This window comes from Corynebacterium pseudogenitalium (assembly GCF_024453815.1).
Classification (GTDB): domain Bacteria; phylum Actinomycetota; class Actinomycetes; order Mycobacteriales; family Mycobacteriaceae; genus Corynebacterium; species Corynebacterium pseudogenitalium.
Map to the genome: position 1 here is coordinate 1,840,238 of NZ_CP072934.1, position 19,933 is coordinate 1,860,170.

The 19,933-nt window shown below is 60.4% G+C and carries 15 protein-coding genes and 1 pseudogene; 5 read left to right on the forward strand and 11 right to left on the reverse strand.

Features of this window, described 5'->3' with window-relative positions:
* Positions 1 to 121 precede the first annotated feature (121 nt).
* Positions 122 to 1,858 carry an aa3-type cytochrome oxidase subunit I gene (gene ctaD, locus KBP54_RS08880; protein WP_070361980.1) on the reverse strand — a complete coding sequence of 579 codons (1,737 nt, stop codon included), beginning with the start codon at positions 1,856 to 1,858 and terminating at the stop codon, positions 122 to 124.
* Between the two features lie 374 nt (positions 1,859 to 2,232).
* On the reverse strand, positions 2,233 to 3,222 hold the full coding sequence (gene nrdF, locus KBP54_RS08885) for a class 1b ribonucleoside-diphosphate reductase subunit beta (RefSeq protein ID WP_070363445.1): 990 nt from the start codon (positions 3,220 to 3,222) through the stop codon (positions 2,233 to 2,235).
* 264 nt (positions 3,223 to 3,486) lie between these two features.
* On the opposite strand from nrdF, the gene KBP54_RS08890 reads away from it, so the two are divergent.
* The gene (locus tag KBP54_RS08890; protein WP_070975261.1) at positions 3,487 to 4,209 is read left to right on the forward strand and encodes a FadR/GntR family transcriptional regulator; all 723 of its coding nucleotides are present in this window, start codon (positions 3,487 to 3,489) and stop codon (positions 4,207 to 4,209) included.
* A 24-nt stretch (positions 4,210 to 4,233) separates the two neighbouring features.
* Here KBP54_RS08890 and nrdE read toward each other — a convergent pair whose 3' ends face one another.
* The 3 genes and pseudogenes from nrdE to nrdH all read right to left on the reverse strand — a co-directional run bounded on the left by nrdE (position 4,234) and on the right by nrdH (position 7,273).
* A complete protein-coding gene (nrdE, locus tag KBP54_RS08895; RefSeq protein ID WP_256006648.1) occupies positions 4,234 to 6,345 on the reverse strand; it encodes a class 1b ribonucleoside-diphosphate reductase subunit alpha in 2,112 nt (703 codons plus the stop codon).
* A 208-nt stretch (positions 6,346 to 6,553) separates the two neighbouring features.
* A pseudogene (gene nrdI / locus KBP54_RS08900) lies at positions 6,554 to 6,976 on the reverse strand (class Ib ribonucleoside-diphosphate reductase assembly flavoprotein NrdI); the annotation flags it as partial.
* A 69-nt stretch (positions 6,977 to 7,045) separates the two neighbouring features.
* Positions 7,046 to 7,273, reverse strand: a complete 228-nt coding sequence (nrdH, locus tag KBP54_RS08905) for a glutaredoxin-like protein NrdH (RefSeq protein ID WP_070361976.1) — start codon at positions 7,271 to 7,273, stop codon at positions 7,046 to 7,048.
* A gap of 268 nt (positions 7,274 to 7,541) precedes the next feature.
* Between nrdH and KBP54_RS08910 the strand changes: the two genes are divergently transcribed.
* From KBP54_RS08910 to KBP54_RS08920, 3 genes are read left to right on the forward strand one after another with little or no spacing between them, the layout of a single operon-like run.
* Positions 7,542 to 8,363 (forward strand): phytoene/squalene synthase family protein, encoded by an 822-nt coding sequence (locus KBP54_RS08910; RefSeq protein WP_256005426.1) that lies wholly within the window; start codon positions 7,542 to 7,544, stop codon positions 8,361 to 8,363.
* On the forward strand, positions 8,360 to 9,910 hold the full coding sequence (gene crtI, locus KBP54_RS08915; RefSeq protein ID WP_070975264.1) for a phytoene desaturase family protein: 1,551 nt from the start codon (positions 8,360 to 8,362) through the stop codon (positions 9,908 to 9,910). Before KBP54_RS08910 ends, crtI begins: the two co-directional genes overlap by 4 nt.
* 31 nt (positions 9,911 to 9,941) lie before the next feature.
* Positions 9,942 to 13,559 (forward strand): putative Ig domain-containing protein, encoded by a 3,618-nt coding sequence (locus KBP54_RS08920; protein WP_256005428.1) that lies wholly within the window; start codon positions 9,942 to 9,944, stop codon positions 13,557 to 13,559.
* Between the two features lie 18 nt (positions 13,560 to 13,577).
* Here KBP54_RS08920 and KBP54_RS08925 read toward each other — a convergent pair whose 3' ends face one another.
* From KBP54_RS08925 to KBP54_RS08940, 4 genes are all read right to left on the reverse strand, one after another.
* Positions 13,578 to 14,798 (reverse strand): HNH endonuclease signature motif containing protein, encoded by a 1,221-nt coding sequence (locus KBP54_RS08925; protein ID WP_256005430.1) that lies wholly within the window; start codon positions 14,796 to 14,798, stop codon positions 13,578 to 13,580.
* A 500-nt stretch (positions 14,799 to 15,298) separates the two neighbouring features.
* On the reverse strand, positions 15,299 to 16,138 hold the full coding sequence (locus tag KBP54_RS08930) for a serine hydrolase (RefSeq protein WP_256005433.1): 840 nt from the start codon (positions 16,136 to 16,138) through the stop codon (positions 15,299 to 15,301).
* 69 nt (positions 16,139 to 16,207) lie between these two features.
* On the reverse strand, positions 16,208 to 16,330 hold the full coding sequence (gene ykgO / locus KBP54_RS08935; protein WP_018020497.1) for a type B 50S ribosomal protein L36: 123 nt from the start codon (positions 16,328 to 16,330) through the stop codon (positions 16,208 to 16,210).
* A 114-nt stretch (positions 16,331 to 16,444) separates the two neighbouring features.
* Positions 16,445 to 17,806, reverse strand: coding sequence for a sugar porter family MFS transporter (locus KBP54_RS08940; RefSeq protein WP_256005434.1), 1,362 nt, complete (start codon positions 17,804 to 17,806; stop codon positions 16,445 to 16,447).
* A gap of 35 nt (positions 17,807 to 17,841) precedes the next feature.
* Between KBP54_RS08940 and nadE the strand changes: the two genes are divergently transcribed.
* Positions 17,842 to 18,690, forward strand: coding sequence for an ammonia-dependent NAD(+) synthetase (gene nadE, locus KBP54_RS08945; RefSeq protein WP_256005436.1), 849 nt, complete (start codon positions 17,842 to 17,844; stop codon positions 18,688 to 18,690).
* Here the strand turns inward: nadE and KBP54_RS08950 are convergent.
* Positions 18,687 to 19,442 (reverse strand): fructosamine kinase family protein, encoded by a 756-nt coding sequence (locus KBP54_RS08950; RefSeq protein WP_256000854.1) that lies wholly within the window; start codon positions 19,440 to 19,442, stop codon positions 18,687 to 18,689. The two genes, nadE and KBP54_RS08950, sit on opposite strands and share 4 nt — an antisense overlap.
* Complete coding sequence (locus tag KBP54_RS08955; RefSeq protein WP_256000853.1) at positions 19,435 to 19,917, reverse strand: methylated-DNA--[protein]-cysteine S-methyltransferase; 483 nt, start codon at positions 19,915 to 19,917, stop codon at positions 19,435 to 19,437. The genes KBP54_RS08950 and KBP54_RS08955 overlap by 8 nt, the downstream gene beginning before the upstream one ends.
* Positions 19,918 to 19,933: the final 16 nt, after the last annotated feature.

Here is a 19,933-nt window from a genome sequence, read left to right on the forward strand (position 1 = left end):
GTGTGCTCCTTCGTGTTACTGGCTGACTGTGATGAGAGTAGCACTTTTGAGCAACACAAAACCCCTCATCGGAAAACCGATGAGGGGTGTGATCTGTCAGGATGAGGGATTCACCATTTGGCTACTTCCCGGAGTTCGTGCCCTTCCACGTTGCTGGCGTATCAGCCTTGTGGTTGCTGTGAGCCTCGCGGCGCAGCTGCTCGACCATGTGCGGGTAGTGCAGCTCGAACGCAGGACGCTCGGAGCGGATACGTGGCAGCGCGGTGAAGTTGTGGCGCGGTGGCGGGCAGGAGGTTGCCCACTCGAGCGAGTTGCCGTAGCCCCATGGGTCATCCACGGTAACAATCTCGCCGTAACGCCAGGACTTGATGACGTTCCAGATGAACGGCAGCATACCGATGCCCAGGATGAAAGAGCCGACCGTGGAGATCTGGTTCAGCAGCGTGAAGCCGTCGGTATCCAGGTAGTCAGCGTAGCGGCGTGGCATACCCATGTTGCCCAGCCAGTGCTGGACCAGGAAGGTCATGTTGAAACCGATGAACGTGAACCAGAAGTGGATCTTGCCCAGGCGCTCGTCCAGCATGCGGCCGGTCATCTTCGGGAACCAGAAGTAGACACCAGCGATTGCGGAGAACACCACGGTACCGAACAGGGTGTAGTGGAAGTGCGCAACCACGAAGTAGGAGTCATGCAGCTGGAAGTCCAGCGGTGGCGAAGCCAGCATAATACCGGTCAGGCCACCGAAGAGGAACGTGAACAGGAAGCCCATCGCCCACAGCATCGGAGTCTCAAAGGTGATGTGTCCGTTCCACATCGTGCCCACCCAGTTGAAGAACTTCACGCCGGTTGGGACGGAAATCAGGAAGGTCATGAAGGAGAAGAACGGAAGCAGAACTGCACCGGTTGCGAACATGTGGTGCGCCCACACAGCCATCGACAGGCCAGCAATCGCGAGCGTTGCAAAGATCAGGCCGATGTAGCCGAACATTGGCTTACGGGAGAAGACCGGGATGATCTCAGAGATGATGCCGAAGAACGGCAACGCCAGGACGTACACCTCAGGGTGTCCGAAGAACCAGAACAGGTGCTGCCACAGGATTGCGCCGCCGTTTGCGGTGTCGTAAATGTGGCCACCCAGCAGGCGGTCGTACAGCACGCCCAGTGCAGCAGCGAGCAGCAGCGGGAAGATCATCAGCGCGATGATCGAGGTGACGAACACGGTCCAGGTGAACGCTGGCATACGGAACATCGTCATGCCTGGCGCACGCATGGTGAGCACGGTGGTCAGCATGTTGATCGCGGATGCGACGGTACCGATACCGGTTGCGCCCACACCGACGATCCACAGGTTCGCGGATACGGATGGGGTGTGCGTTGCGTCAGCAAGCGGCATGTACATGGTCCAGCCGAAGTCAGCCGCACCACCCGGGGTCAAGAACCCAGCCAGCATCGCGAACACGCCAACGGAGGTAATCCAGAATCCGAATGCGTTCAGACGTGGGAACGCCACATCCGGCGCGCCGATCTGCAGCGGCAGGACATAGTTAGCGAAGCCCCACACAACTGGCGTACCGAACGCAAGCAGCATCACGGTGCCGTGCATGGTAAACAGCTGGTTGAACTGCTCGTTGGACAGGAACTGCAGGCCCGGGCTGAACAACTCAGCACGGATCAGCAGAGCCATCAAGCCACCAACGAAGAACCAGATGAAGGACATGATGATGTACATGATGCCCAGCTCTTTGTGGTCTGTCGTGGTGAGCTGCTTATAAATCTGAGAGCCAATCCGGCCATTGCCAGTTGGCTCCGGACGTGTCGACTGGACTTTTGTCTCCAGCCTTGGCGCCACAGCGGTCATTCGTTCCTCCTGACTGTAACTTTCGCACACAAAACAGGTACACGAAAGCTAATTGTGATACCGCATCATCTTAAGTGACGCGCCCATACATTTGCCAGCCTTTCCGGGCCTTTCCCCAACGTCCACCTCGCACCCCTGCCAAGGCCTGACAACAGCCACCATGAGTTACCTGCCGAAACACCAACAGTCACAGCAGCCACCAAACGCATAGCACAAGCCAGTACGCTCGCAACGTTTCGAAACTCCCCCACACACGTCCCCCGTTTAGTATCAACCCAAAGTTTGGGCATGTTTACGTCCGGAAACGAAAAACGTGCCACCGCAAACTGCTGCGGTGGCACGAAGTGGCGTCGAAAAGCACTCAGCTGACTGGGTTAGAAGTCCCAGTCATCGTCCTCGGTCTCCTCGGCCTTGCCAATGACGTACGAGGAACCCGAGCCAGAGAAGAAGTCGTGATTCTCATCCGCGTTTGGCGATAGCGACGCCAGGATCGCCGGCGAAACGCGAGCCTCATCGACCGGAAAAAGCCCCTCGTAGCCCAGGTTATTGAGGGCCTTGTTCGCGTTGTAGCGCAGGAAACGCTTCACGTCCTCGGTCCAGCCCAGCGGATCGTAGATATCTTCCGTGTACTGAATCTCGTTCTCGTACAGGTCGTAGAGAATATCGAAGGCGTACTCCTTGAGCTCCTCCTGGCGCTCCGGGGACTCGTCGCGCAGACCAACCTGATACTTGTAACCAATGTAGTAACCATGCACGGCCTCATCGCGGATGATCAGGCGGATAATGTCCGCGGTGTTCGTCAGCTTCGAGTGCACCGCCCAGTTCAAAGGCAGGTAGAAGCCCGAGTAGAAGAGGAAGGACTCCAGCATGACGGAGGCGACCTTCTTCTTCATTGGGTCGTCGCCACGGTAGTAGGACTCTACAATCTTAGCCTTGCGCTGCACCTCTTTGTTTTCTTCTGTCCAGCGGAACGCCTCATTAATCTGCGGAGTGGACGCCAGCGTCATGAAAATGTTCGAGTAGGACTTGGCGTGTACGGACTCCATGAACGCAATATTCGTATAGACGGCCTCTTCGTGCAGCGTCTTCGCGTCCGGCAGCAGAGATACCGCACCGACGGTGCCCTGCAGCGTATCCAGTAGCGTCAGGTTTGCGAACACGCGCATCGTGGAAAGCTGCTCATCATCAGTCAGCGTGTTCCAGCTCGGAATGTCATTCGAAACAGGAATCTTTTCTGGGAGCCAGAAGTTACCCGTGAGGCGGTCCCACACCTCGAGGTCCTTCTCATCAGGGATTTCGTTCCAGTTAATCGCCTTCATCGGCTCCTTATGAGCCTGCAGGTAGCCAAGATACTCTTCAGTCATGGCGCCCATCTTAGCGCAAGCGCCTCTACGCAGCGGCGCCGGTTGCGATTGTCCGCGCGGCGGACACTTGGCGGGGGTACATTCCGGACAGCCGACTTTGACTTTCGCCAAACGCGACCAGTTCCCTACAGCGCTTTCTCCTTAGGATTCACCCCCTCCTACCCCCACCCATGCCCGACTCGTTGCGTTGTAGTTCACAGCCGGGGTTATGCTGATTAATAGTCTCAATTCAAACTCTCCGATACGAGAAAAAGGATGAATAGCATGCCTCTCACCCTCGATCCTGCCGAATCCGCCGAAGGACCTCTTCTGACCAAGGTGCTCGACGAGCTTGGGGGCGAGATTGTATCGGGGACAATGGCGCCGGGAGAGCGCTTTACGCTCCAGGATCTTTCCAGCCGGTTTGGGATTTCGCGCACAGTCGCGCGTGAGGCAATGCGCGCGCTGGAGCAGCTCGGGCTTGTGAGCTCCTCTCGCAGAGTCGGCATTAAGGTGCTGCCGGAAGAACACTGGGCTGTCTTTGACCAGGCGGTGATCCGTTGGCGTCTCAGCAGCGAAGCGCACCGAGCGAAGCAGATCGTGTCACTCGACCAGTTGCGCAAGGCAGTCGAGCCGGTCGCAGCAGCGCTCGCAGCGACGAACGCAACGAAGGAACAAGCACAGGAACTCAAGGCGCTCGCCGAACAGCTCATGGAGCTCTCCGAAGCTGGACAGGGCAACACGGACGCGTTCCTCGAGGCGGATAAACGTTTTCACACCTTAATATTGGAGTGCTCCGGCAACGAGATGTTTAGCACCCTCACCCTTCCCATTCTGTACGTGCTTGAAGGGCGCACCCGCTACGGCATCATGCCGAACGACCCACACCTTGATGCAATGGCATACCACCTGAAAGTGGCAGAAGCCATCCAATCCGGCGACTCAACAGGAGCAGAAAACGCATCCTGGAGCCTTCTGCGCGGAGTGGACGGCTTCGTCGAGTTCTAAGCCAGCACTGTTCTCAACCAGCGCTTACAGCATGCAGGATACGCAGCCCTCGATCTCGGTGCCCTCCAGGGCCATCTGGCGCAGGCGGATGTAGTACAGGGACTTAATTCCCTTGCGCCATGCGTAGATCTGCGCGCGGTTCAGGTCGCGCGTCGTCACCGTGTCCTTGAAGAACAGGGTCAGCGACAGGCCCTGGTCGACGTATTTCGTAGCGACAGCGTAGGTGTCGACGATCTTCTCGAAGCCGATCTCGTAGGCGTCGTCGAAGTACTCGGTGTTCTCGTTGTTCAGGTGCGGTGCCGGGTAGTAGACGCGACCGATCTTGCCTTCCTTACGGATCTCGATCTTCGACGCGATTGGGTGGATCGAGGAGGTTGAGTTGTTAATGTAAGAAATCGAGCCGGTCGGCGGGATTGCCTGCAGGTAGCGGTTGTAGATGCCGTCGCGAGCGACCGCTTCTTTCAGTGCTGCCCATTCTTCGGCCGTCGGCACTGCAATCGTCGACTTTTCGAACAGCGCCTTGACCTTCTCCGTCTTCGGCTGGAAATCCTCCGGGTTGTAGCGGTCGAAGAACTCGCCGGTGGCGTACTCGGAGCGCTCGAAGTCTTCGAACTTCTCGCCCGTCTCCACTGCGATCTTGTGCGATGCCTTGATGCACTCGTACATCACGGCCGCGAAGTAGGCGTTCGTGAAGTCGAGGCCTTCCTCTGAGCCGTAGTGGATGTGCTCGCGGCCAAGGAATCCGTGCAGGTTCATCTGGCCCAGGCCGATGGCGTGGGAGGCGTCGTTACCCTCACGGATCGACGGCACCGAGTCAATCGACGTCTTGTCCGCCACCGCCGTAAGACCGCGGATTGCGGTCTCGACGGTGCGGGAGAAGTCGTCGGAATCCATCGCCATCGCAATGTTCAAGGAGCCAAGGTTGCAGGAAATATCGTGGCCGACCTTCGCGTACGTCAGGTCAGCGTTGAGCTCCGACGGGGAATTGACCTGCAGGATCTCGGAGCACAAGTTGGACATGTTAATGCGGCCAGTCTTGACCGGGTTCGCTCGGTTCGCGGTGTCCTCGAACATGATGTACGGGTAGCCGGACTCGAACTGGATCTCCGCCAGCGTCTGGAAGAACTGACGCGCATTAATCTTCGACTTGTGGATGCGCGGGTCTTCCACCATCTCTTCGTACTTCTCGGTGACGGAGATGTCGGCGAACGGAACGCCGTAGACGCGCTCGACGTCGTACGGCGAGAACAGGTACATGTCGTCGTTACGCTTCGCCAGCTCAAAGGTGATGTCTGGGACGACGACGCCCAGCGAGAGCGTTTTAATACGAATCTTCTCGTCAGCGTTTTCGCGCTTGGTGTCCAGGAACTTCATGATGTCAGGGTGGTGCGCGTTGAGATACACAGCACCTGCGCCCTGGCGTGCGCCGAGCTGGTTTGCGTAGGAGAAGGAGTCCTCCAGCAGCTTCATCACTGGAATCACACCAGACGACTGGTTCTCGATGTGCTTAATGGGCGCGCCGGCCTCACGAATGTTCGACAGCAGCAACGCTACGCCGCCGCCGCGCTTCGACAGCTGCAACGAGGAGTTAATCGCACGGCCGATGGACTCCATATTGTCCTCGATGCGCAGCAGGAAGCAAGACACGAGCTCGCCGCGCTGCGCCTTGCCTGCGTTGAGGAATGTCGGCGTCGCCGGCTGGAAGCGGCCCGTCATAATCTCGTCGACGAGCGCGGATGCGACCTCTTCCCTACCGTCGGCGAGGAAGAGCGCGGTCATCGCCACGCGGTCCTCGAAGCGCTCGAGGTAACGGCGACCGTCGAATGTCTTCAGCGTGTAGGAGGTGTAGTACTTGTACGCGCCCAGGAAGGACTTGAAGCGGAACTTAAAGGCATACGCACGCTTGAACGTGTCCTTCACGAACTCCCAGTCATATGCCTCAATAACCTCGGGCTCGTAGTACTTGTTGTCCACCAGGTACTTCATCTTCTCTTCGAGGTCGTGGAAGTACACCGTGTTCTGGTTCACGTGCTGCAGGAAGAACTGATTCGCAGCCTCGCGGTCCTTATCGAACTGGATCTGACCGTTTTCGTCGTACAGGTTCAGCAGTGCGTTGAGCGTGTGGTAGTCCAGCATGTCAGCCTCGTTGACTGGCTCCGGCACATTCTTGCCATGAATAGGGTTCGTAGACACAGATATCCTCTTGATGGTTCAGCGTTGATTAACGATCGGCGTTACGGTATTTATTTGTATATTTCTCGCGCAGTTGCGCTAAGCGTTGTGCGTTTTCCTGCCCCGGCAGCTGCCCAACCGACTCTAGCGCGTCTTCCTGCTCGGGGGTCAGCGGCAGCAAACCGAGGCGGTCGGCGTGCTCGATCAGCTGATTGCGCACGCGAAGCACGTCGTCATCAGTACCCAGCAGCTCAAAGCGGAAAAGGTACGGGACGTTGCACTTCTCCGATATTACGTCACCAGCCAGGCCGTAGTCCGTGCCAAAGTTGGAGTTGCCAGACGCGATGACGCCACGGATATAGCTGCGGTTGTGTTCGTCATTCAAAAACTTGATGACCTGCGGCGGGACAGGTTTGGTGTTCACGTGCGTCATCGATACGCCCCCGCCATAGGTCGGGCAGATGAGGACGTAGGGCTCGTCGATAATTGGTGCTGGGTCCGTGCGCCGCAACGGAATACGCTGCGCCGGAAGCCTCACCTTATCGACGAACCGCTTCGTCGTCTCTGTCAACGACGAGAAGTACACGATCAACATGTTGGATGCCCTCTACATAAAAAGAGCCGCCAATGTGTAAAACACTAGCGGCGTGAGACGTCGGAAGAGTTAAGCCGCAGCCAGGCCACGGATGCGCTCCGGGCGGAACCCAGACCAGTGCTCGCCGTTTACCTCAACGACTGGTGCCTGGAGGTAGCCGAGCGCGAGGACGTAGTCACGCGCTTCGTCGTCGACGGAGATATCTACGAGGTCGTACTCCAGCCCTGCTTTTTCGAGTGCTTTGGTAGTTGCTTTGCACTGCATGCACGCCGGCTTGGTGTAAACGGTAATAGACATAACCTGTGGGCTCTCTCTCTACATAAAATGAAGACTATTTCGGGAGTTTTCCCCGCGCCGTCTTGATCGGCGCTACAAGAGAAGACACTATACCTTGGGTGATATTTCTGCAAGTGATACTACATATAGTAGTTACACGCGTGGTATTCCCAGCACGGCTCCCACCGCGGGTCCACATGTAGCCTAGACTATGAAAAATCACTTCCGATGACCTGAAAGCCCACCAATGTTTCGCTCCCACCCCAGCCCGCAGCAACGCTACAGCCACATGGCACGGCGCGCCGCGAGCGAGGTCATTGGCAGCTATTCGACGAGCTTCGGCGCCGCCACGCGACTACTTCCCGAGCCGCAGCGAACCGACATCCGCAACCTCTACGCGGTGGTGCGCATCGCCGACGAAATTGTGGACGGCGCCACCCCCTCCCCCGAGCGCGCGGTAGCCCTCAAGGACTACGAGCAGTGCGTCCGCAGCGCCACAGCAACCACGTTCCACACCGACCCGATCCTGCACGCTTTCGCCGATACCGCGCGCCGCTGCAACTTCGATGACGCCCACCTCGCTGCGTTCTTCACCTCGATGCGCCACGACGTAACCGGCGAGGCGCACACGGAGGAGTCCGTCGAGCGATACATCTACGGCTCCGCCGAGGTCATCGGTTTGCTGTGCGTGGATGTCTTCTTCGGGGGCCGACGCCCTCCCCAGGCCGAGTACAGCAAGCTGCAGGAAGGTGCGCGGGCGCTGGGGGCCGCGTTTCAGAAGGTGAACTTCCTGCGCGACTACGCCGACGACACCAACCGGCTCGCCCGTAACTACTTCCCGCAAGCTTCTTACCCGCTAACCAAGGCCGGCCGAGACGCGATCATCGCGGACATCCGCCACGACTTCGACGCCGCGTGGTCCGCCATCCCCGCGCTGCCCAAGCGCTGCGGTGTCGCCGTCGCGGTAGCGGCGAACCTGTTCGAAGCGCTCACCGACTTGCTCGCGGACACGCCACCAGAAGCCATCCTCACCCAACGGGTCCGGGTGTCCGCGCCGCGGAAAGCAGCCATCATCGCGCGGACGGCGGCGACGGGAAGGAGGCTGCAGTGACGGAGCGCGTTGTCATCATCGGCGGGGGAATCGCAGGCCTGGCAACAGCGTGCCTGCTGGCGAAGCGCGGTTCGGCGGTGGTGGTCGTCGAAAAGAATGGGCACCTCGGCGGGCGCGCGGACGAGTTGCGCATCGGCGGCTTCCGCTTCGAGACCGGACCCTCCTGGTACCTCATGCCCGAGGCCTACGACCACTTCTTCGAGCTCATGGGCACCTCCACCGCGGCAGAGCTCGACCTGCAACTTCTCGACCCCGGCTACCGCATCTACCCCGAACACCGCCCGCTTCTCGACGTCCCCTTCGGTACCGACGCCGTCGCCGACCTCTTCGAGTCCCTCGAGCCCGGCGCGGGCGACGCGCTGCGCGACTACCTCGCCAGCGCGGCCGACGTCTACAACATCGCGCTCGACCGCTTCCTCTACACCACGTTCAGTTCGCTGCGGCCGTTCCTGCACCGCGACGTCGTCTCCCGCGCATTCACCCTCGCGGTGTTGCTGCTCCAGCCGCTGCAGCGCTACGTGGACAAGCGTTTCCGCGACCCGCGCCTGCGCCAGATCCTGCAGTACCCGGCGGTGTTCCTGTCCTCACAGCCGCGCGACACCCCGAGCCTGTACCACCTGATGAGCCACACCGACCTGACTCTCGGCGTGCGCTACCCACAAGGCGGATTCAGCGGCATCGTCACCGCGCTCGAGCGGCTCGCCCGCGCGCACGGCGTCGAAATCCTGCTTGAGCACGAGGCCACCAGCATCGAAGTTATCGACGGCTCCACCACCGGCATACACGTGCTCAGCGAAAGCGGGACGCGCTTCCTGCCCGCCGACGTCGTCGTCGCCGCCGGAGACCTGCACCACACCGAGACTTCGTTGCTCCCCGCGTCTGCTCGCACCTATTCCGAGGCGCACTTTAAGCACCACAACCCAGGTGTGAGCTGCGTACTCGCGCTCATTGGTGTGCGCGGTGCGCTGCCGGAACTGCTTCACCACACGCTGTTCTTTTCCGAGGAGTGGGGCGAAGACTTCGACGCCGTGTTCCCTGCTGACAGCAGCGGCTCGCGCGACGCATCGCGCTCGATCTACGTGTGCAAGCCCTCCGCCACGGACCCGACTGTCGCGCCCGCCGGGTGTGAGAATCTGTTCGTGCTCATCCCGGTTGCGGCCGACCCGTCGATCGGGCACGGGGACGCGTACGGCGCTGCAGAGTCCCCGCGTGTCGCCGCCATCGTTGACGCGACACTGGACCTCATCGTCGCACGCACTGGTGTCGCTGACCTGCGGGAACGGGTCGTCGTGAAGCGCACCATCGGCCCCGCTGACTTCGCCGGACGCTACTACTCCTTCGCAGGTGGCGCCATCGGGCCCGCGCACACCCTGCGGCAATCCGCGTTCTTCCGCGGTCGCAACATTTCCGCCAAGGTGGACAACCTGTACTACGCGGGGCAAACCACCGTTCCTGGCGTCGGTGTGCCCATGTGCCTCATCTCTGCTGAGAACGTGGTCAAGCGCATGCTCGGACTTCGTGACGCATCTCCTATACCAAAACTGTGAGAAGCTCGTGAAGATTCTGTACATTTAATTCATGCGAAGCTTCCGACCTGGTAAGACGCTTATCGCCCTTTTCACAGCCTTCGCGATGAGCACCACTGTCTTCTCCCCGCCCGACGCCACAGCCCAAACGACAAGTCAGTGGGTGCCCGATCAGCATGAGGAACTGTTCGAGCAGCGGGATGAGCTCTCATTCTCAAAGGGTGGCGCTGAGTACTTTTGCCAAGTTGCCCACATCGCCGACGGGCGCGTGTACACCGATGCGCTTTGCGGCGAAGGGCATTTCTTGTACTACCGCGACTCCGAGGGCTCCATACACTACTTCGAGGACAGGCAGACCGATTTTTCTCGCAACAAAGATCTCTTCCTGAATCGCTTCGCATCCTACGCGATCCCGGACTCGCTGCTTCCACAAGTCGGTGAGTCAGCTGAGCCAGTTCACGGTTCGTACCTCTCGGCCGGGGATACCGTGACCGTTCACGGCCCACGGGAAGACTACGATGCAACGATTGAGAACACCACCGATGGTTTCCTGGCGATTACGCTTCCGAGCCATGCGTATTTGACACATGGCGCCCCAGTTTCAGTCGGCGGCCACTACCTTGGGATGTATGAGGGGGTCTTTGACAACAACGACCACAGACAGGGACTCGTCCTCCTCGCAGACCCAGAAGTTCCTCCGACAAGCGAACCGAACAAAGTGGCGTTACTCCTCGAGCGTGAATCCATGCTGTCATATGCTCCGGGCGAAGTAAGCACGATTAACCAGGGTGACAAGATTTTTAACAACGGTCATCGTTGCACCGTCGGATACATCGATAAGTCCAACAGCCGTATTTTCTTAGCTGGTCACTGCAGCGATGGCGGCCCTCTCTACTTCACCGACACACAAAAAAGGAACTATTACCTGGGCACGATGGTGACTGAGTTCGACTTCGAGGGAAGTCTCACCAACAGCACCATGAGCAAAGACTGGGGCTACATCGATATCCCCGAACACCGCTCGGCGTTACTTGGAGAGAATGCCTACACCTCCGACAGCGTCCTCCTACCGTCGATGCTTCGCGTCGGACAGATGGTGTACGGCTTCGGTCAAACAACCGGCCACGTGATGGAGAACTACGTCATGGGCGTGATTAATAACGTCATCCTCCTCACACAACAAAACCCGATGCATGAGGGAGATTCCGGTGGGCCGAACTGGATCGTCGATGACGAAGGAAACCGGCACTTTATCGGGGTCAACTCCGGGAGTGACGATGTCCCAGAAGGTCAAGCCCACAAATACGGTATTGCTGTCGGCTGGCACGAAACTCCGAACAGCGACGAGGAAGTCCAATACACAAATCTCGCACTACAGCAGTGGGACGCTTACCAAAAGGCACAGAAAGAGGCCGAGAACCCCGTCGCGGTCAACCAGGGCGACACCGTGGGGCTCGACGACAATGACCGCGACCTCTTCCTCGACCAGGAGTGCACAGCGAAATACATCGATCACGTCCACCAGCGGATCTACACCAGCCCCGCGTGCACCGGGCCGGGCAGGGCGCGCGGAGTTTCTACGACATACGGGTGGCCCAAGCACTGGGTACTGGCCGAAATCGGCACATTTTTCGACGCCCATCTGCCCTACATCCAGGCCCCAGATGGCACGCGGTTAGGCGAAAACCCTGATGCACCTGGGGAGCTCCTTTCGACCGACCAGGTACACCTTGGTGACACGGCTAGCATCGACTGGCGTTCATTGACGGTGGCAGGCACAGTCGGCGACGCGATCCTACTTCTCCCCTACGGGGATTTTGAGCCGGAGGTGAACACACCAGTCACCATCGGCGACAACGTTGCCGGCCTTGTTTCCGGGATCTACTACGACGAGAACGGCAACGTGAAAGGCATTGAAGTTCAGAGCCTTCTCGAGACTAATCCGATTGAGCTTCCAGAGGGCTGGCAGGAAAACCTTCTCTACGAATACGCGAAGGCAACTGACAAGACCGCTCCCGTGGTTGAGGACGTCGAAAAGAAAGAATTCGACTCCGATGCCGAGATTGAGCCCTTCGAATTCACCATCACGGACGAGTACAACGAGCTGACTGTCGAGGTAACCGACCTGCCAGAAGGTCTGTATGCGGACATTCAGTACGACGAGCCACGGCTCCGCGCCACCGTCACTGTTCGAGGGACGCCGACGAAGCCAGGGGAACAAGATGCAACCGTGACGGCACGCGACGCACGTGGGAACGAAAAATCGAGCAGTATCAGTTTCCAGATTAACGACGCCACTGCGCCCGTCATCGATACCACTGCGCTGGTCCTGGAGGCTGGCGAGTACGCCGACCTCAAGATTCCGGTCACTGATAACAGGGACAGTTTCCTTACTGTGACAGTCAGTGCACTCCCTGATGGCCTCGTGTCATTTAGGGAGTACATCTACGGCACGACCACCGTCGTCGGAACGCACGAGCTTCAGGTAACCGCCACGGACGCCGCTGGCAATACTGCAACGGAAACAGTTCAGCTCGAGGTGCGCGACACGAAGAAGCCAGCCATCAACATGCGGAGCAGCGCTCGCTGGGAAGCCAATTCAGAATTCAATGACTCCATCAGCATTGAGGTTGACGACGCAACCCCAGTCAGTGTGCGCGTCGACGGCCTCCCCCGAGGCTTGTCTTATGACGACACCAACGGCGTCATCGATGGCGTCACTGACGCGGTCGGCTCGCACTCTGTCACCGTCATCGCTACTGATACCAGTGGCAATACATCCGAGGCGGAGCTCGAGCTGGTGGTAGAGGACACCACTGCCCCAACAGTGCAAAACGCCGAGTTTGAGCACGAAATTGGTACACCGTTCTCGCATGTTGTTGATGCAACAGACGGCGTAGGGGTGGAACGGGTTACCGTTTCGGGTCTCCCACACGGTCTGCGTTTCGACGAAAGCTCCCGCACCATCAGCGGTACACCTTCAGCGCTGGGCAACTTCCAGACTTCCGTCGAGGCGTTTGATGCGGCTGGAAATACGGGCCAGGGCGCAATTGGATTCCGCGTGGTGGACACCGTCCGGCCTCGCATCTTGGTGGACCACAACCCGCCTGCGGCAACCAAGTTCGACTTGCCTATCCGAGTCGAGGACGCAACCAAGACCGCTTTGTCCGTGACCGGCCTGCCAGCCGGACTGCGGCATAAAGGGAACCGGATTGTTGGTTCGACCAAAGATTCGGGCACACACCGTGTAGTCATCACCGCCACGGATGAAGCTGGCAATCAAGCTTCCGAGACAATCACGCTGTCGGTGCCGAAGCCTCGCCCAACCAAGACAACAACCGCTTCGAAGCCTTCTACATCAGCTCCACAGAAGCCGAAAGAGACGACTCCCGCTGCAGAGCCTCCTCGCCAGACACCGGTTCCGACTAAGTCAACAGGCAAGACAACATCGTCTGCAGCACCGTCTGAGAAAGCTACGGCGACTACCGCACAATCCGAGCCTCCTACCTCAGATCCAACGCAGCCTCAGGTTGCAGAGGACGGCAGCGCTTCCGGTTCCTCGAAGGGTGGAATCGCCGCACTGGTAATTCTGGGCATCATCGCGTTGGTTGGTGGCATCGTCGCTACGAATCCTCAGCTCATGAAGCAGATTCAGTCGATGCTGCCGTAAGAGGGCGCGCCGACGTGCTTAGACTTTTGGTGTGTCCCAGTCCCACGTCGGTGCGGCTTCATCCGCAAACGAATCCACACCCCACCCATCCAACTCAATCTCGGCAGCATCATCGCGATACCCCACCCGACCAGGCTCACACACCCACTGCTCACCACTGGCAAACCGGAAATACAACGTCGGACCAGGCTTGACCACACGGATAAACCCATCCGTGACCAACGAATGACACCGCGAGCACAACGGCACCAAATTCTCCAAATCCGTGGTGCCGCCCTCGGCCCAATCCCGAATATGATGCATCTGTAAAAACCGCGTATGCCCACAGCCTGGCACCGCGCACTTATGCCCCCACATCCCTAGCAGCACCTGCACCTGCTTCGGGCTTGCCAAACGGCGTTTGCGCCCAAACCTAATCACCTGCCCCTGGGCGTCATAGAGCACACCCATCAAATCTGCATGATCTACCAAGTTGGCAAGCCGTGCGGCAGGCGCCGCCATGTGATTCGGCAAAAATGCTCGCCCATCTGATGTCATATGCACCATCACCTGTGCCGCCGGCGCCATCGTGGCGTGTGTGGCGGCCCCGGTGCGCACCATGTGCACCATCCCCATCAGTGATTGCAGCATCAACCGTGCCGGTGGCAGCCCGAAGGTCGAGCGCATCATCTGCGCATCCGCCTCATCCATCGCGTTGTCATCCGCATAGGCGTGTGCTCCTGCCCGCAGGGCTGCTTGAAAGGCCACACCGTCGGTAGCGTTCATGCAAAACCAGCCGCGTAGGTATTGGCCGTCTTCGCGGATGGTCAGCCCGCAGTGTTCACCAGCATCCTGGGGTTGTTTGTCGGTGGGGGTTGCGCCTGCCAGGGCGTGTACGAGGCCTTGGTAGCCAGATTCGGCGGCTATTTCTACGAGTTCGTGTTGGTTTGCCTCGGTGGCGTAGTCAAGCATGTAGCGCACACTGGTGTAGTCGATACTTCCTTGTCGCAGCGCGTCGAGGATGGTGGGAAAGCTTGTGAGTTTGCGTGCGACGGCGGCGTATTCGTAGGCGCGGGTGCGTTTCATTTTTAACACTCTGGCAAGCCATGCCCCGGTAGAAGCGCAGCCGTAGTGCTCGGCGAGGTTATGGGTGTCGAATTCGGCGATCGCGGTCAGTATTTCCGCGTGTGAGTATGCGAACAGGCGTGCGCTTTCAACGATGGTGTTGATGATGGTGTCGGCGTCGATGGTGGTGTGCATGGTTCCCCCTGGTGTCTTGGTTGTTTTTTAGTATACGTGTTCGAATGGTAGTGTCAAGAGGTTTATCCAAATATTTGTTGATGGGTGTCCGCGCCGCGGACAGTGCGCGGGGTGCTTTGCGACGCCCGCCTTCGAGCACGGGTGTGTGGGTGGGTGTCCGCGCGGCGGACACCTTGATGCAATCGTTGGGGTCTTGAGCTGAACTCGCTCTGTCCGCGCCGCGGACTGTGAACAAGGCCGTCACAAAGGGCTCGAAGTGTCCGCGCCGCGGACAGCTCAAATCTCGACTCGCCCAATTGGCTTTCGCGCTCTGTCCGCGCCGCGGAATGCTACTGGAGTCGACTAAAGCTTCGTTGGAGTCCGCGCAGCGGACTGTGCGCGAGGTTGCTTTGCAATAACGGGTAAATTGTCCGCCCCGCGGAAACCTTACTTATTGAGAGGTGGGTTGAGCCAAGCTTCGCCAGCTGTTTGTCCGCCCCGCGGACACCCTCATCAAACAATCAGCATGCCGCAACCGGCAGCTGATCCAGCTGGCTCCGGAGCCGTTCCGCAACGGCGTTGGCCATAGCTTGGCCGGTTTGGTAGCTGCCGTCGGCGGGGACAACGACCAAAGCCAATGCAACGTCCTGCCCAGCGGAATTTGACACGAGTCCCATCTGGCGCACTTCGTATCCACCGGACGCCGAGGGTCCCCACCCGCCTTTGAACCGCGCATTGGGGAGCTGGCCGAGGCCGTAGTTTTGCCCGGCTACGATTTGCCCCATCAGTTCAAGGACGGGTACGGCGCCGCTCAGGCAGCTCAGATTGGACATGAAGGTGGATTCCTCGGCGGCGGTAAGCATGGTTTGGCCGAAGGTTGAGAACTCGGGGCGGATGCGTTCAGTGTTGATGGTTTTCGGTACGCCGCCGTCGCTGAGGACGGTGTCACCTGCGCCGGGTGGCAGGGCGTTCCAGAGTTGCAGTGCGGCGTCGTTGTCTGAGGCGGTGATCGCGGCGGGTGCTGCGAGCTGCGCGGTGTCGGGCGCCACGCGGTACGCGGCGACTGCGAGTGGGACTTTGATGGTGGACCAGGCTGGCATCGCTGGGTCGTCGCTGCTTCCTACGCCGCCCGCGGCGACGGCGACGGTGCCTCCGAACTGGTTGGCAACTTCGTCGGCGATAGTGGAGAGCAGCTTATCGACGCCCACTTCGCCCACCGGCTCGTCAACTGGTACAGGCGGCTGAGCGTTCGGGTGCGTTGTCGTTGAGGTGACGGTGATGGTCGGCGGGGCGTCGTTAGTGGGTGTCCCGCAGGCCCCGAGGGCGGTCACGGCGAGGAGGGCGCAGCATGCTCGTTTCACCTCCACCACCCTAGTGCCCTAGGCACGAAAAAACCCGCACACGAGGTGCGGGTTTTCACGAGTGCTGAATTAGCCCTGACGAGCCTTGAAGCGTGGCTCCTTCTTGTTCAGGACGTAAACCTTGCCACGGCGGCGCACAACCTGGGCGCCCGGCTTGTTCTTCAGCGACCGAAGCGACTTGCGGACCTTCATCGGGCGCTCCTTTCTAATCGAGGATCTTCATCTTCGTGCGACCACTGGAAACAGTCTGGTCGCGACACGTCGCGTTATATTACCCCATCACGTGGGGAAACCAAAACGCCGGTGCTACTTGGTGTAGCGTTGCTCCATTTCCGACGCCACTTCGTCCAGACTCCGGTTCATTGTTTCGGGGACGAAGTAGCGGACGAATCCTGCTGCAAGGATGCCACAGATGATGAAGATGGAGAAGGTGGCGGTGGCGGAGAGGGCGTCGACAAGTGGGAGGAAGAACTGGGCGACGATCCAGTTCATGACCCACAGTGCGAGTCCTGCGAGGCCCATGCCGGCGCCGCGGATTTGTGGCGGGACCAGCTCAGAGATAAGCAGCCAGGTCGTGGGCGAAACTGCTGCTTGCTGCGACGCAATGAACAGCGCCATGCAGGCGAGTGAGACCCACGCGAGTGCGGCGTTGTTTTCCGCGGCACGGTACGTGAGCGTGAGCGCGAAGAGGAAGATGACGTTGCTGCTCAGGCCGATGAGCAGTAGTCGTTTGCGGCCGATCCTGTCGATGACCTGCAGTCCGACCCAGCACGCGACGACGGAGACGAGCCCGATCACCATAGAGGTGTAGACGGCGTTTTCGGTGGAGAGGCCGACTTTGTTCATCATCGTTGGCGCGAAGTAGACGATGGCGTTCACGCCCGTGACCTGCTGCGTGATGCCGAGCAGCGCGGCGATCAGCACGGTCATGCGTAGCCACCGAACGTTGCGTAGGCGTGCCCACTCGCCGCCGCGCTGGGCGCGAAGCTCGGCGTCTTCGGTGGTTTCGAGGGTGAGTTCTTCGCGGGTCATGCCGACGCGGTCGCCGATGGTGAGGGCTGCGTCGATACGCTGGTGGCGGGCGAGCCACAGGGGTGTTTCAGGCAGGAATGCCATGCCGACGGCCAGCGCGGCTCCGGGCACTGCGGCGAGTCCAAGCATCAGCTGCCAGCTGCCGGTGGACGCAAGCACCGAGTTCACGGAGTACGCGAGCAGCTGCCCCACCACAATCATCAGCGTGTTCAGTGACACCATCTTGCCGCGCACCCGGGCGGGCACCATCTCCGAGATGTACATCGGCGCCACGATAGACACTCCGCCGACGCCGACCCCTAAGAACGTTCGGGCCGCCGCGAGTGCTTCCACCGACCCCGCAAGCGCGCACCACAGCGAGCCCGCAATGAACACGAGGCCGCCCATTATTAAGGTGCGTTTGCGCCCGAGCCTGTCCGCGACCGACCCGCCGCTGAGCGCGCCGACTGCTGCGCCGACGAGCAACATCGAGGTCACAAGCCCTTCTTGCCCTGGCGTGAGCTGGAATTCGGGGGTGATGTAGAGCAGCGCGCCGCTCATCACGCCGGTGTCGTAGCCGAAGAGCAGCCCGCCCAGCGCGGCGACGCCCGCAACTTTCCGGACGTAGCTTCGTTGGGCAGTGGTGAGTTGTTGCATGCATACCAATATGCACCGTGGGTACGCTGGTTCCTATGTCTCGGCCAGATTCACCGCAAGTTAGCAGCAAACAGCAAGAGATCATCGACACGCTCGGGGTCCAACCTTCGATTGATCCCGCGCGAGAAATTGAGCGCCGCGTCGCATTCCTCTGTGACTACGCCCGCTCCGCCTCCTCAGCAGGTTTCGTGCTCGGCATTTCCGGGGGCCAGGACTCGACGCTCGCAGGTCGCCTCGCACAGATCGCTGTCGAGCGGCTGCGGGACTCGGGTGTCGACGCCCACTTCCTCGCCGTCCGCCTCCCCCACGGTGTCCAAGTCGACGAGGACGACGCCCAGTTGGCGCTCCGCTTCATCGAACCGGATGAAACGGTGACCGTCGACATCGCACCTGCAACGAAAGCGCTCAGCGACGAGGCCGCTGACGCGTTGGGGGCGCCCCTCAGCGACTTCAACAAGGGCAACGTGAAGGCCCGACTTCGGATGGTGGCGCAGTACGCGCTTGCTGGCGAGCGCAACCTCCTGGTCATCGGCACTGACCACGCGGCGGAAAACGTCACCGGTTTCTTCACCAAGTTCGGCGATGGCGCCGCCGACCTCACCCCCCTCGCCGGCCTCAACAAACGCCAAGGCGCCGCCCTCCTCCGCGAGCTCGGCGCCGACCCTCGCCTCTGGGAGAAAGTCCCCACCGCCGACCTGGAAGAGGACCGCCCGGCGCTGCCCGACGAGGAAGCACTCGGCGTGACCTACCAGCACATCGACGACTACCTCGAAGGCAAGCCCGTTCCGTCCGCGGCGGCGGAACGCATCGAGCACCTGTGGCGCATCGGCCAGCACAAACGACACCTGCCACCAGGGCCAGATTCCTCCTGGTGGAAGGCTTAGCCCGTCACATCTAACGTCGCTTGCGCGGCGTTGGCAAGCTCCCCCGCGTACGCCGGGCCGTGCGTCAACGCGTGCACGGCCAACGGGTGAAGCTGATGCACCGGGATGCGCCGACGCCAGTCCTCCCCCAGGCTTGCCCGCGACTCGTAGCCCGCAAGGATATCTTCCAAAAACGGCGCGCCGAACAACGCCAGCATCGCGATGTCCGTCAACGGGTGCCCACCGTGCGCCGCCGGGTCAATGAACCGCGGGCCCGACTCGTCGAAGAGCAGGTTGCCCGCCCAAAGATCCCCGTGGATACGCGCCAGCGGGGCCTCCTCATCCTCCTCAACGAGCGCAGCGCAGGCGCGTTCCACGAGCTCTAGCTGCTGCTTCGAAATATTTCCCGCCACATGTGCGCTCCTAGCGAACGGCAGCACGCGCTGCTCGGTATAAAACTTCGCCCACCGCTGCTCCGGCACGCAGTCCTGCTCAACCCGGCCGATGAAGTTCGGGCCATCCCACCCGGTCGGCGGCGCACCGAAGGCTTCAGCGCCCATCGCGTGGATCTTCGCCAGCTCCTCCCCCGCCCGGCGCGCCGCGTCACGAGTGGGCCGCACGGTCTCGACACGTTCTATTCGCAGCGTCCGCTGCTCCTCGTCCACGCCGCAGACCTCCACGACTGCGTCGCTGCCCTCGCGCAGCCAGCGCAGCCCCGCCGCCTCGCTGCTCGCCTGGCCCGGCGCGATACAACGCTTACTGAAATCACTCAAGGTGGCCCTCCAATGCAAGCAAAAATCGCTTCATATCTTCCCCACCACGGTAGCGCCCGAGGTGGCCATCGCTACGCACGACCCGGTGACACGGAATGAGCAGCGGCAGCGGATTTTTCTCGCAGGCAGTGCCGACGGCACGCACCGCCCCCGGATTATCGACGTCCACCGCTAGCCCCTTATACGTCGTCACCTCGCCGAACGGCACGTGTTGGAGCGCGTCCAGCACCTTCGTCCGAAACGGCGGGAGGCCTTCAAGGTCGAGCGGGACATCGAAAGACGTTCGTGTCCCGGCAAAGTACTCCTCGAGCTGCCCGCGGACGGCACCAATCGGTCCCGGGCGCGCGCCTGTGGCGTGGATTACCTCAGCGGGGTCGTCCGTCGGCAACGCGATCCGGCGTACTCCGCGGGGCGAAACGACAACCGTCAGTGTTCCGACCTGCGTCTCGACGGTAGCGAACGATGTTGCATACATGGCACCAGTACTAGCA